Annotated in this window: 11 protein-coding genes; 4 read left to right on the top strand and 7 right to left on the bottom strand. The window is 65.6% G+C overall.

What is annotated here, in order from left to right; translation table 11 throughout:
* Positions 1-31: 31 nt before the first annotated feature.
* From A4R29_RS22810 to A4R29_RS22795, 4 genes are all read right to left on the bottom strand, one after another.
* Positions 32-2,110, bottom strand: coding sequence for a hypothetical protein (locus A4R29_RS22810; RefSeq protein WP_063172950.1), 2,079 nt, complete (start codon positions 2,108-2,110; stop codon positions 32-34).
* Positions 2,111-2,173: 63 nt separating this feature from the next.
* Positions 2,174-4,996, bottom strand: a complete 2,823-nt coding sequence (locus A4R29_RS22805) for a DUF4159 domain-containing protein (RefSeq protein WP_063172949.1) — start codon at positions 4,994-4,996, stop codon at positions 2,174-2,176.
* Positions 4,993-5,955, bottom strand: a complete 963-nt coding sequence (locus tag A4R29_RS22800) for a DUF58 domain-containing protein (RefSeq protein WP_013529967.1) — start codon at positions 5,953-5,955, stop codon at positions 4,993-4,995. Before A4R29_RS22800 ends, A4R29_RS22805 begins: the two co-directional genes overlap by 4 nt.
* Positions 5,955-6,959: an AAA family ATPase gene (locus A4R29_RS22795; RefSeq protein ID WP_013529968.1), complete on the bottom strand. Its 1,005-nt coding sequence runs from the start codon at positions 6,957-6,959 to the stop codon at positions 5,955-5,957. The genes A4R29_RS22800 and A4R29_RS22795 overlap by 1 nt, the downstream gene beginning before the upstream one ends.
* A 154-nt stretch (positions 6,960-7,113) precedes the next feature.
* On the opposite strand from A4R29_RS22795, the gene A4R29_RS22790 reads away from it, so the two are divergent.
* Genes A4R29_RS22790 through A4R29_RS22780 form a run of 3 tightly spaced genes read left to right on the top strand, consistent with a single transcriptional unit; the run spans position 7,114 to position 9,640 of the window.
* Entirely contained in the window at positions 7,114-7,743 is a 630-nt protein-coding gene (locus tag A4R29_RS22790; protein WP_063172948.1) for a DUF1285 domain-containing protein, read from the top strand.
* Positions 7,743-8,378 (top strand): CoA pyrophosphatase, encoded by a 636-nt coding sequence (locus A4R29_RS22785; RefSeq protein ID WP_063172947.1) that lies wholly within the window; start codon positions 7,743-7,745, stop codon positions 8,376-8,378. The genes A4R29_RS22790 and A4R29_RS22785 overlap by 1 nt, the downstream gene beginning before the upstream one ends.
* A complete protein-coding gene (locus tag A4R29_RS22780; protein ID WP_063172946.1) occupies positions 8,375-9,640 on the top strand; it encodes a CCA tRNA nucleotidyltransferase in 1,266 nt (421 codons plus the stop codon). The genes A4R29_RS22785 and A4R29_RS22780 overlap by 4 nt, the downstream gene beginning before the upstream one ends.
* A gap of 1 nt (position 9,641) precedes the next feature.
* Here A4R29_RS22780 and A4R29_RS22775 read toward each other — a convergent pair whose 3' ends face one another.
* The 3 genes from A4R29_RS22775 to hemF form a co-directional block, all read right to left on the bottom strand.
* Positions 9,642-9,827: a DUF1059 domain-containing protein gene (locus A4R29_RS22775; protein WP_013529972.1), complete on the bottom strand. Its 186-nt coding sequence runs from the start codon at positions 9,825-9,827 to the stop codon at positions 9,642-9,644.
* A gap of 233 nt (positions 9,828-10,060) precedes the next feature.
* Positions 10,061-10,321, bottom strand: a complete 261-nt coding sequence (locus A4R29_RS22770) for a DUF1344 domain-containing protein (protein ID WP_063172945.1) — start codon at positions 10,319-10,321, stop codon at positions 10,061-10,063.
* A gap of 311 nt (positions 10,322-10,632) precedes the next feature.
* Positions 10,633-11,547 (bottom strand): oxygen-dependent coproporphyrinogen oxidase, encoded by a 915-nt coding sequence (gene hemF / locus A4R29_RS22765; RefSeq protein WP_024504549.1) that lies wholly within the window; start codon positions 11,545-11,547, stop codon positions 10,633-10,635.
* Positions 11,548-11,661: 114 nt separating this feature from the next.
* Between hemF and A4R29_RS22760 the strand changes: the two genes are divergently transcribed.
* Positions 11,662-11,919 carry a hypothetical protein gene (locus A4R29_RS22760; protein ID WP_013529975.1) on the top strand — a complete coding sequence of 86 codons (258 nt, stop codon included), beginning with the start codon at positions 11,662-11,664 and terminating at the stop codon, positions 11,917-11,919.
* Positions 11,920-11,982: the final 63 nt, after the last annotated feature.

Below are 11,982 nucleotides of genomic sequence, written 5' to 3'. Positions count from 1 at the left end.
ACAACAAGGGAGAAGGAAAAAGAGCGCCGCGCTACCGTCCCTCGCGGTACCACATCGAACCCATTGCCAGAAGCAGCAGGCCGAGGCCGAGGAAGCCGCCGAACAGCGGCACGCGCGAGACGGCTTTGAGCACGCTGTCGTCTGTCGTGCGCAGGCCGATCCAGTCGCTGCCGGATGCGGCACCAGCCGAGCGCACCGGCACGATGGAAGGCAGCGTCACGTCGCTGCCAAGGGCTGTGGAAGACGCCAGCCGGCGCACGCTGCCGCCGGTGGCTTCCGCCGGCGCCTTCAGCCGGTTTTCGGTGGAAATGACGTCGGCGAATTCCGGTGCGTTGACCGGCCCGACATGGGCGAGCGCGGTGAGGTCGCCATTGGCGACCTGGTAGAGCCCGATCTCGCTGGTCTCGACGCTGCCGAGGAAGACCCCGGGCTCGGCTTTGTCGAGCTTGACGGTCAAGGTTTTGCCGGACGGGGTGATGATCTGCGCGGCGCCGGGATCGTCGGCCATCGTCTGGCGGCGGATTTCCAGCACCATGCCACGACCATCGGCGGTCAGCCGCTCCTCCTCGAGCTCCGGCTCCTTCATCAGCCAGTGCGCGATGCGCCGATAAAGCTGGACATGCGGGCCGCCGCCCTCGAAGCCGCGCGCCCACAGCCAGCCCTGATCGGACAGCAGCATGCCGACGCGGCCTTCTCCCTTGCGGTCGAGCAGCAGCAGCGGCCGGTTGTCGGCGCCCTTCATGACCACTTCGCCTTCCGGGTTCTGCACGCCTATGGTGCGGAACCAGCGGCTCCAGTGCGGCGGCTCGGTGGCCGAGCCATCGAGCCCACGCGTCACCGGATGGCGCTGGCCGAGTTCGGTGAGGCGCGGATAGAAGGCCTTGTCGACAACTTCGCCGGTCGGCATCGCCGGCAGGGCGGCCATCAGCGGCGTGCGCGCGATCGAGCTTTCGCCGGCATATTCGGGGCCGGCCGCGATCAGCAGCGCGCCGCCCTTTTCGACATATTCGGAGATGTAGTCGTAATAGAGGATCGGCAGCACGTCGCGGTGCTGGTAGCGGTCGAAGATGATGAGGTCGAAATCCTTGATCTTCTCGACGAACAGTTCGCGGGTCGGGAAGGCGATAAGCGACAATTCGTTGATCGGCGTGCCATCCTGCTTTTCCGGCGGCCGCAGGATGGTGAAATGGACAAGATCGACCGAGGCGTCGGATTTCAGCAGGTTGCGCCAGGTGCGCTCGCCGGCATGCGGCTCGCCGGAGACGAGCAGCACACGCAGGTTCTCGCGAATGCCGTCGATCAGTGCGATGGCGCGGTTGTTGGTGTCGGTCAGTTCGCCCGGCTCGCGATCGATGGCGAGTTCGACGATGTTGCGGCCGGCACCCGGAATGGTGACCTGCAGCGGCATGGCCTGGCCAACGGTGGCGTGCTCGACGGCGACCTGCTCGCCATTGACCGAGACGCGCACATCGACCGGGCCAGTCTCGTTTTCGGTCGAGATGACGCGGTAGGTCATGTCGAGCGGCTTGCCAACAAGGCCGAAGCGCGGCGCGTTCTCGAAGCGGATGCGGCGGTCCTTTTCGTGGTCGTTGCCGGTGATCAGCGCATGCAGCGGGGCGTTGAAATCGGGCGCGCCCGGCGGCGCGTCATGGACCTCGCCATCGGTGATCATGATCGCGCCGCCGATGCGTGACGGCGGCACGTCGCGGAAGGCGCCTTCAAGCGCGCCGAACAGCCGTGTCTCGGTGCGCTCTTCGGCGGCCTCGGATTTGCCGGCCTCGACGACCCGCACGTCGAACTGCTTGAAGCGGCCAAGCCGCTGCTGCAGCCCGGCCAGCGCCTCGTCGGTCTGCTTGGTGCGATCGCCGATATCCTGGCTCTGGCTGCGGTCGACGACGAGGGCGACAACGCTTTTCAGCGGCTCGCGCTCCTCGTTGAGGAACACCGGGTTGAACAAAGCGGCGGCGAGCGCCAAAAGGGCGATGAAGCGGAAGACCGAGCCGCGCTGGCGAAACCACAGGCCGACAAGCGCCAGCAGCGCCAGCGGCACCAGCGCCAAGGCCAACAGGGGCCAGGAGATCAGCGGTTCGAAGGAAACCGACCAGTTCATCCCTTACCCTCCTCTTTTTGGGGAGGGTTTATCCGCGACCGGAGGGAACCAAACAAACTCATCTTACTGCCCCAGCCGTTCGAGCAGTATGGGCACGTGCACCTGGTCGGATTTGTAGTTGCCGGTCAGCATGTACATCATGATGTTGACGCCGGCGCGCAGCGCGTAGACGCGCTGCATCGGGTCCGCCGGTACGGTCGGCAGCAGCGGATCGCCATTCTCATCGACCGCCCAGGCGCCGGCAAAATCATTGGCGGTGATCATGATAGGCGAGACGCCGTCGCCGGTGCGCACCGGCCGGTTCTCGGCATTGCTGGCGTCGAGCGACGCCTCGACCCACAGTGGGCTGCCGGCGAAGCGGCCGGGGAATTCGGGCAGGATGAAGAAGGATTTGGTCAGCACGTGGTCGGACGGCACCGGCTCCAGCGGCGGCACGTTGAGGTTGCCGAGGATGTCGCGCAGCCGCTCCGTCGCCGGGCTGGTCGAATCGGCGCCGATGCCGTTGGCGAACTGGTCGCGGGTGTCGAACAGCACCGTGCCGCCCTGCTGCATATAGGCGTCGATGCGGGCGATGGCGGCCTGGCTCGGCATCGGGGCGGCCGGATCGATCGGCCAGTAGATCAGCGGATAGAACGACAGCTCGTCCTTCGAGATGTCGACGCCGGCTGGCGCGCCCGGTTCAAGGGCCGTCTTTTCGACCAGGAAACGGGTCAGGCCCTCGAGCCCGGCACGGCTGATCGAATCGTCGCCCGGCACGCCGGTCAGCACATAGGCGATGCGGGTCTTCGAAATCGCCTCGATGGCAATTTCGTCATCCGGCTTGGCGTCGTCGGCGCGGGCAAGGTCGGCATGACCGAACAAGCTACCCAGCGCAATCAGGACCGCGGCGGTGGTTGCCATGGCACCGGCGCGGCGCGGTCGGCGTGAGAACAGGCCGCCCATCCAGAACACTGCCAGCGTATCGAGCAGCATCAGCACCAGGGCGGCCGCGACCAGCGCGCCCTTCAAATTGCGCGATTCGTCAAAGGCATACTGGATCGAGGTGACGGGAACAGTGATTTGCGGGCGCGCCAGCGGGGCCAGCGTGCTGTCGGCTTCAAGCAGATTATGGGCAAACACACCCGTCTCGGAACCATAGAGGCCGGGCGGGTTTTCAAAAGTCACCGGCAGCGCGCCGGCGCCCGGTACAAGCGGCCGTGCATCCGGTGTCGGCGGCACCAGCGAGCCGTCGGCTGCAATCATGCGATAGGGCGCCAGCGACGCCGCGGCGGCTTCGGCATTGGCGATGGCCGCGCCCTGGTTGCGCGACAGCTGCACGATGCGGCGCAGCATCTCGACGAAGCTGCCGGAGATCGGCAGGTTCGACCAGGTTGCCTCAGGGGTGACGTGGAACAGCACCAGCGTGCCCTTGCCTTTCTTCAGTCCGGTGACCAGCGGCGTGCCGTCGGCAAGGGCCGCCCAGGTGCGCTCGACGATATCGGGTGTCGGCTCGGCCAGCACCTGTCTGCTGACAGTGACCTCGGTCGGCGGCGCCAGATCGGCGAACGGGCCGGCCTTGGGGAATTCGGTGACAGGCTGCGGCGACGTCCATGACAGCGCGCCGCCGAGCGAACGCTCGCCGGTGCGCAGGCGGACCGGCAGCAAATCGTCGTCATCGCCCGCCGTGGCCAGCCGCGAACCGGCGAAACGCACCAGCGTGCCGCCATTGTCGACCCAATCGACAAGTCTCTGCCGGACCTGTCCGGGAATGGTGCCGATATCGGCCATGACAATCATCGCGGGCTTCTGGTCGAGGATCTGCGGGATGGCGTCGGCGAGGTCGGCGCTGGAGGGTTCGACCAGATCGGCGAAGGGCTGCAGCGCCCGCCTGATGTAGTAGAGTGGCGACAAAAGCGGCTGCGCCTGGTCGGCCTCGGCCTGCGACAGCAGCCCGACGCGGCGGCGCTTGGAGCTTTCGTCGAGGACGCGCACCGCACCGGCCTGCCGCTCGCCGTCGAGCGCGATCGAAGCGAAGTCGTTGCGCAATTCGAACGGCACCGCCATGGTGCCGGTGGCGGTGGTTTCGCCAGGCGAAAAGGTCAGCGTCGCATCGGCGATGCGGCGGCCCTTGTCGTCGAAGGCGCCGGCGGTGACCTGCGCCGGGGCAGGGTCGCCCGGCGCGCGGATGGCGGTCAGCGCAAAGCCGTCGACCTGGTTGTCGGCGGCGGTCAGGCCCGTCAGCGACAGCCTGTCGGCGGTTGCCCAGACGACACGGGCGGCATTTTTCGACAAAAGCGTGTTGAAGGCGGCTTCATCGCCTTTTGCCGCCAGGCCGTCGGCAAGCACGGCGACACTGGCCCCGGGCAAGGTCTCCAGCACGCCGGCGACGCGGGCATAGACGGCGGGCCGGTCGGTCGGGATCGGCCGCGGCTTGGCGGCGCGCAGCCGGTCAAGGGCGGTGGCGGCATCGAACGGGCCGATCTCGGCATTGGCTTTTTCGGCGGTGAAGGCGATGACGACCGGCACGCCGTTGGAGCCGGCGTCGTTGATCAGCCGCTCGGCGGTGGCGACGCGTTTGCCCCAGTCGGCGGCACTTGCCCAGTCATTGTCGATGACCAAGGCAAGGGCGGCTCCCTCGGCCGGCAGCTTTTCACGCGGATTGAAGACCGGGTCGGCCAATGCCGCGACGATGAGGGCCGCCATCAAGAGCCTGAGCAGCGTCAGCCACCACGGACTCTGCTGCGGCGTCTCCTCGCGCTTCAGTACGCGCGCCAGGATCTTCAGCGGCGGGAAGATCTCGGTCTGCGGCTTGGGCGGCGTCAGCCTGAGCAGCCACCAGATCACCGGCAGTGCCAGCAGGCCCCACAGCACCATGGGGGCGCCAAAGGAGAGCGGCAGCCAACTCATGCGACAGCCTTTCCTGGCCGATCGCCACCAGCGATGCCTGCACGACCGCCAGCGGTCGGCCTGACCGAGGGGCCATCAGTGGTCATCGCCATGTGCAGTCGCACCAGCGCGTCGGAGGCGAGCCGATCGGTGTGGTTGACGGTAAAGCTCCAGCCAAGCCGCTTGCACCAGGCGGCCAGTTCGTGGCGGCGGGCGGTGTAGAGCAGGCGATACTCATCACCCAGCATTTCGGCGCGGCCGGCGGTCAGCTTGTCGCCGGTCTCGGGATCGGTGAATTCGGTGCGGCCGGCATAGGGGAAGGTCTCCTCGGCCGGGTCGGCGACCTCGATCAGGTGGGCGCGCACGCCGTGGCGGGCCAGCACGTCGAGCCAGGCCATCGTCTCCTCGACGGGATCGAGGAAGTCGCTGACGATGACGATGTCGCAGAAGCGCCTGATGTCGGACAGGTCGGGTTTTGCCGGCAGCTCGCCGGCATGCATCAACTGGGCGGCAATGCGTTCGGCGCCGTTGCGGGCGGTGAACGGGTCGGTGAGGCCCGGCCAGGCGATGCGTTCGCCGCTGCGCGACAACAGCTCGGCCATGGCCAGCGCCAGCACCAGCGCGCGCGATTGCTTGGAAACGCTGGCGCCTGTCGATTTGTAGAGCATCGACGGCGAGGGGTCGGCCCACAGCCAGACGGTATGGGCGGCTTCCCATTCGCGGTCGCGCACATAGGTGTGGTCGTCGCGGGCCGAGCGGCGCCAGTCGATGCGCGAGGAATCGCCCTCGACATAGGGCCGGAACTGCCAGAAATTCTCGCCGATGCCGCGCTTGCGGCGGCCGTGCCAGCCGGCGATCACGGTGTTGACGATGCGCCGCGCCTCGACCAGCAGGTCTGGCACAAGCGAGGCCCGCAACCGGCCACGGGCGAGCGCGTCGCGCGTCGCTGCCGGAGCCTGGACCTCGCCGATGCGCGGCATCAAATCCCTTTCACGAGTTTCGCCACCACGTCACGCACGCTGGTGCCTTCGGCGCGGGCGGCGAAGGTCAGCGCCATGCGATGCTGCAGCACCGGCTCGGCCAGCGCACGGACGTCGTCGACCGAGGGCGCCAGCCGTCCGTCGTAAAGCGCGCGCGCCCTTGTGCACAGCATCAGCGCCTGACTGGCGCGCGGGCCGGGACCCCAGGCGACGTTCTTATCGGTCTCGGCATTGCCTTGGCCGGGACGCGCCGAGCGCACCAGCGTCAGGATCGCCTCGACGACGCTTTCAGGCACCGGCATGCGGCGGATCAGCGTCTGGATCTCCTTCAGCCGCACCGGCTGCAGCACGTTTTGCGCTTTCGCGTCCTCGATGCCGGTGGTTTCCAGAAGGATGCGGCGCTCCGCCTCGATTTCGGGATAGAGGATGTCCACCTGCATCAGGAAGCGGTCAAGCTGTGCCTCGGGCAGCGGATAGGTGCCCTCCTGCTCCAGCGGGTTCTGGGTTGCCAGCACGTGGAAGGGCGCCGGCAGGTCATGGCGGGCGCCGGCAATGGTGACGTGGTATTCCTGCATGGCCTGCAGCAGCGCCGACTGAGTGCGCGGCGACGCGCGGTTGATCTCGTCGGCCATCAGCAGCTGGGCGAAGATCGGCCCGGAGATGAAGCGGAAGGAGCGTTTTCCGGTCTCGTCCTGCTCCATCACTTCGGAGCCGAGGATATCGGACGGCATCAGATCCGGCGTGAACTGGATGCGACGCGAATCGAGGCCGAGCACGATGCCAAGTGTTTCAACCAGCTTGGTCTTGGCGAGACCCGGCACGCCGACCAAAAGCGCATGGCCACCGGCCAGCAGCGCCACCAGCGTGCGCTCGACGACGCTTTCCTGTCCGAAGATGACCCGGCCGACCCCGTCGCGGATCCGGGAGATGTCGGCAAGCGCCTTTTCGGCCTCGGCGATCATGTCCTTTTCGCTGATCGGGCTTTCCTTGACCATCACGCTCATGCCGCATCGATCCTTGTGGTTGGAATACCATGGCTGGAACAACGGCTGCACCATACCATAAGTTGCCGCGATTCGGCCTCGCGTGGCGCCTACATCGAAACTTAAATCACAGACCTAGGCTGACAAGCGGAACAACAGTGACTATTTCGTGACCATGACGGGACCCTTGGGACATCGTGGAGAAAGCCTGACTGATGCCACCGAGGCGCGTGGTCTCGAGGCGCTGATCTCGCGCGCCGCCCGTGCCGGCAAGGGCGCGGCACCTGTCGAACGCTGGAATCCCGACTTCTGCGGCGATCTGGACATGGAGATCAAGGCCGACGGCACCTGGTTCTATCTGGGCACGCCGATCGGGCGCATGCCGCTGGTGCAGCTTTTCTCCTCGGTGCTGCGCAAGGACGCCGATGGCAGGACCTATCTGGTGACACCGGTAGAAAAGGTCGGCATCCGCGTCGCCGATGCGCCGTTCATCGCCGTCGAAATGGACGTTTCGGGCAGCGGCGAGGCGCAGACAATCACCTTCCGCACCAATGTCGGCGACGTCGTCGAAGCCGGGCCGGAACGGCCGCTGCGGTTTGTCGATGAGAACGAGACCGGCGGGTTGAAGCCCTATGTGCTGGTGCGTGGCCGTCTGGAGGCGCTGGTGGCGCGGCCGGTGATGTATGAACTGGTCGGGCATGGCGAGGAGATCGAAATCGACGGCGAGACGATGTTCGCGGTGCGCTCCAAGGGCGCCGTGTTCCCGATCATGCCGGCGGACCAGTTGAAGCGGCTGAGCGCGTGATGGACCAGGCGACGCCGGCGCCGTTTTCATCCGCGGATTTTCGCGCGCGCTTTGCCGTGCAGCCCGATGCGCATGCAGGCGACGACGACTATGGCGACCATCGCTTCAACCCCGGCCATCCGCGCCTCAATCAGGGCAAGGCGCTGCGCAATGCCGCGGTGCTGATCCCGGTGGTCGATCATGAGGGCGATGCGACGGTTCTTCTGACCAAACGGGCCGAAAAGCTGCGCAGCCATTCGGGGCAGGTGGCCTTTCCCGGCGGCACTATCGATCCGACCGATCCGAGCCCTGAGGCGGCGGCGCTGCGCGAGACCTTCGAGGAGATCGGGCTTGGCCGAGATCGCATCGAGATCATCGGCCGCATGCCCGACTATGTCGCCGGCAGCGGCTACCGCATCGCCCCGGTGCTTGGCATCGTGCGGCCCGGTTTCCAACTGACGCTCAACGCAGACGAGGTCGATGCCGCTTTCGAAGTGCCGCTGCGCTTCCTGATGGACCCGGCCAACCACAAGCGCGACAGCCGTATGTGGAACGATCTCGAATGGTTCTTCTACGACATGCCTTACGGCGACCGGCGCATCTGGGGCGTCACCGCCGGCATCCTTCGTACTCTCTATGAAAGGCTCTATGCGTGAGTGTCTCGATCGCGGGCAGGGCCGATTGGCTCACCGACAAGCATCTGCAGCGCCTGCTGTTCGCACTGGCCGAAGGCGGTGAAGAGGCGCGAGTCGCCGGCGGCGCGGTGCGCAACACACTGATGGGCCAGCCGGTCGCCGACATCGACATCGCCACCACCTGCTTGCCGCAGGAAACCCTCCGCCGCGCCGAAGCGGAAGGGTTCAAGGCGGTGCCAACCGGTATCGAGCATGGGACAATCACCGTGGTTGCCGGTGGAAAGCCCTATGAAATCACCACCTTGCGCGCCGATATCGAAACCGACGGGCGGCGCGCGAAAGTGTCGTTCGGGCGCGACTGGAAGCTCGATGCCGAGCGGCGCGACTTCACCATCAACGCGCTCTATGCCGAGGCCGATGGCAAGGTGGTCGACCTGGTCGGCGGCATTGCCGACATCGAGGCGCGCCGGCTGCGATTCATCGGCGACCCGGAAGCGCGCATTCGCGAAGACTACCTGCGCATCCTGCGCTTCTTCCGCTTCTTCGCCTGGTACGGCGACGGACGGCCGGACGCCGAGGGGCTGAAAGCCTGCGCCCGTCTGAAGGAAGGGCTGGCCCAGCTTTCGTCCGAGCGCATCTGGTCGGAACTGAAGAAACTTTTGTCGGCGCCCGATCCGTCACGGGCGCTGCTTTGGATGCGGCAGGCAGGTGTCTTGACCGCGGCGCTGCCGGAAAGCGAGAAATGGGGTATCGATGCCATCCATGGGTTGGCCAAGGCCGGCAAGGATCTGGGCTGGGCACCCGACCCGCTGCTCAGACTGGAAGCGATCGTGCCGCCCGATGCCGCTCGCATGAAGACGCTCGCCGAGCGGCTCAAACTCTCGACCGCCGAAGCGGATCGCCTGCGCCACTGGGCGCTCGCCACCGCCGTCGAGCCGAAGACGACCGAGGGCGAACTGGCAAAAAGGCTCTATCGCGGCGACCGGCAGGGGTTTGTCGACCGTCTGCGGCTGTCGCTTGCGGCAGCCAGGATGCGCGCCGTCGAGGACAATGAGGCGCTGCTCGAAGCCGGTGGCTTTTCGCGCCTGCTTGGCTTCGCCACCAAATGGGAAAAGCCGTTGTTTCCGCTGAAAGGTGCCGATCTGACGGCGCTCGGCGCAACTCCAGGCCCGAAACTCGGCGAAATCCTGAGGAATCTCGAAGCGGAATGGGTCGAAGCCGGGTTTGCCCCTGATCGCGACGCGCTCCTCAAGCGCGCCGCCGAAGCCTTGCAGGCCGGGTAGATCAGGCCGCGTCGCGGGTCTTTTCGATGCGCGAACGGATCGCCTCGATCATCGTCTCGCGGATGACCGTCTCGCCATGTGTCTCGCGCATGTGCTCGACGGCACGGCGCATGACCTCGGCTTCCTCGTCGGCACGTGTGTGCCAGTCACAGCCGGGCACGAGCGACCCGCAGTGAAATTCCTTCATGAGATTTCTCCTTTTCCTCCGTGGAGCCTGGTCGAGGCTCCGGCACTTTTTTTGGCTCATGTCCGGTTCCAGGGTTGAAACCGCGGACCGCGAACGGGTGAGAAGCATAACACAGATGGGGTGGTATTGGTTGCCGTCAACGGCAAAAGGGCGGAGCAGCATCGCTCCGCCCTCTAAACACTACCCCGAAACAGGGCCAGACATCGTCTCGTCCCGTTTTGGCGGGCAGGCCTTCACTTGGCGATCTTGACAGCCTCGGCAATCTTTTTCTTGCCGCTCATGTCCCATGAGACACGGACCTTTTCACCGACCTGCAGGCCAGGATCCTTGAAGGTCTTGGGAAGCGTAAAAGACGATCCATCGTCGAGGACCAGGCTCATGGCCGTGGTGTCAAAGGTCTTGATCGTCCCGGTGGTGTGCTTGACGGCGGCGAACGCCACCGAACCGGAAGCGAGAAGGGCAGCGGCGGTCGCTGAAACAATGATCTTGCGCATTGCGAAGTACTCCTGGAAAGGCGGGTATCTTTTTGACGAAGATGTCCCGCGTCGTCTTGGGCCGTCCGGTCGCGTCGGGTCGCGGCTCGCTTTGTCTTGACGCAATTCCGGTCGGAAAGCCGTTTCGCACTTTCCTGAAATTGCGCGCAGGCGAACCGCCGGCGCTTCCCGACCCCGCGCCACAAATAGACCAGTCTTTTCAAGAGCCTATTAGACGAAAAAGAAATTTTTCGCCGCACCGTGTGCCACATTCCATGCCCATTTCGAGCGAATGGGACATCAATGCGGCTCACGCCGGGCTCACCATTTTGTTACGGCCAGCGGACCTCGGGCGGCAGGCTGGAGAGGATGGCGGCGACATTGCCGCCGGTCTTCAGTCCGAATATGGTGCCGCGATCGTGAAGCAGATTGAATTCGACGTAGCGGCCGCGGCGGATGAGCTGTTCGTCACGGTCGCCATCGGTCCAGTTCTCGTTGAAGTTGGCGCGCACAAGGTGGCCGTAGACGACGAGAAAAGCGCGGCCGACATCCTGGACGAAGTTGAAATCGGCATTCCAGCCGCCCTTGTCCTCACCCGAATGCAGCCAGTCGAAGAAGATGCCGCCGGTGCCGCGCGGCTCGTTGCGGTGCGACAGATAGAAGTACTCGTCGCACCAGGCCTTGAATTTTGGGTAATCGGCCACCGCGACATTCTTCTCGCAAGCGAATTGCATGGCGCGGTGGAAGGCGACCGTGTCGGGGTCGTCCTGGGTGCGGCGGCGATCGAGCACCGGTGTCAGATCGGCACCGCCGCCGAACCATTGGCTGGATGTGACCACCATGCGCGTGTTCATGTGCACGGCCGGAACGTTGGGATTCCATGGGTGCGCGATCAGCGAAATGCCGGATGCCCAGAAGCGCGGGTCTTCCTCGGCACCGGGCATCTGCTTCCTGAATTCGGGTGAGAACTCGCCATGGACGGTCGATGTGTGGACGCCGACCTTTTCGAAGACGCGACCGTGCATCATCGACATGGTGCCGCCGCCGCCGCGCCCCTCGTCACGTTCCCATGGCGTCTTTTCGAAGCGGCCGGGCGACCACGAGGCCAGCGGCCCGCCAAGATCCTGCTCGATCTGCTCGAAGGTGGCGCAGATGCGTTCGCGCAGCGCCTCGAACCAGAGGCGCGCCTTCATCTTCTTCTGTTCGATGTCGGCGGGCAGGCCCGCCGGTATTTCTGGTCGTTCCAAATGCCGTCTCCGGTTGGGGCGGCGAGTCCCACAAATGACTCGTCTTTTGCCGGCGCGATCCCTAATCTCTTAGGGGACAGGGTCAAGTGTCATTACGGTGCAAGGAGTTGTTTCGTGCGCACCCCGGCAAGACCGCCGCTGGATGGCCTAAAGAAAAGGCTCGACCAAAGCCGTGCCGAGCGCGTGCGTATGCCGCGCGACGGTTTCCTGCGCGAGACCTTCGTGCTGCCACGCTCCGATGCCCGGCTCAAGGCCAAGGAATGGTTCGAGCGCTTTCCCAAGCAGGCCTACTGGACCGAGATCGAAAGCTGGTTCGAGCGGCCGGGCGACCTGATCGAGTTCACCATCAGGCGGTTGCCTGCGGCCGACTAGGATTTCCTCGCCCCGTTTACGGGGAGAGGGTGCCGGCAGGCAGGTTGATGCCGGCAGGCAGGT

It is taken from the genome of Mesorhizobium ciceri biovar biserrulae (assembly GCF_001618845.1).
Taxonomy (GTDB): Bacteria; Pseudomonadota; Alphaproteobacteria; order Rhizobiales; family Rhizobiaceae; genus Mesorhizobium; species Mesorhizobium ciceri.
The sequence above is the reverse complement of the archived record's forward strand: the minus strand, read 5'-3'. Positions and strand labels throughout refer to the sequence as shown.

Excerpts from the sequence above, each read along its gene's own strand:
- A4R29_RS22810 (WP_063172950.1), bottom strand. The coding sequence starts at position 2,110 with ATGAACTGGTCGGTTTCCTTCGAACCGCTGATCTCCTGGCCCCTGTTG.
- A4R29_RS22800 (WP_013529967.1), bottom strand. The coding sequence starts at position 5,955 with ATGCCGCGCATCGGCGAGGTCCAGGCTCCGGCAGCGACGCGCGACGCG.
- A4R29_RS22785 (WP_063172947.1), top strand. The coding sequence starts at position 7,743 with ATGGACCAGGCGACGCCGGCGCCGTTTTCATCCGCGGATTTTCGCGCG.
- A4R29_RS22770 (WP_063172945.1), bottom strand. The coding sequence starts at position 10,321 with ATGCGCAAGATCATTGTTTCAGCGACCGCCGCTGCCCTTCTCGCTTCC.
- A4R29_RS22790 (WP_063172948.1), top strand. The coding sequence starts at position 7,114 with ATGACGGGACCCTTGGGACATCGTGGAGAAAGCCTGACTGATGCCACC.
- A4R29_RS22775 (WP_013529972.1), bottom strand. The coding sequence starts at position 9,827 with ATGAAGGAATTTCACTGCGGGTCGCTCGTGCCCGGCTGTGACTGGCAC.
- A4R29_RS22805 (WP_063172949.1), bottom strand. The coding sequence starts at position 4,996 with ATGAGTTGGCTGCCGCTCTCCTTTGGCGCCCCCATGGTGCTGTGGGGC.
- A4R29_RS22795 (WP_013529968.1), bottom strand. The coding sequence starts at position 6,959 with ATGAGCGTGATGGTCAAGGAAAGCCCGATCAGCGAAAAGGACATGATC.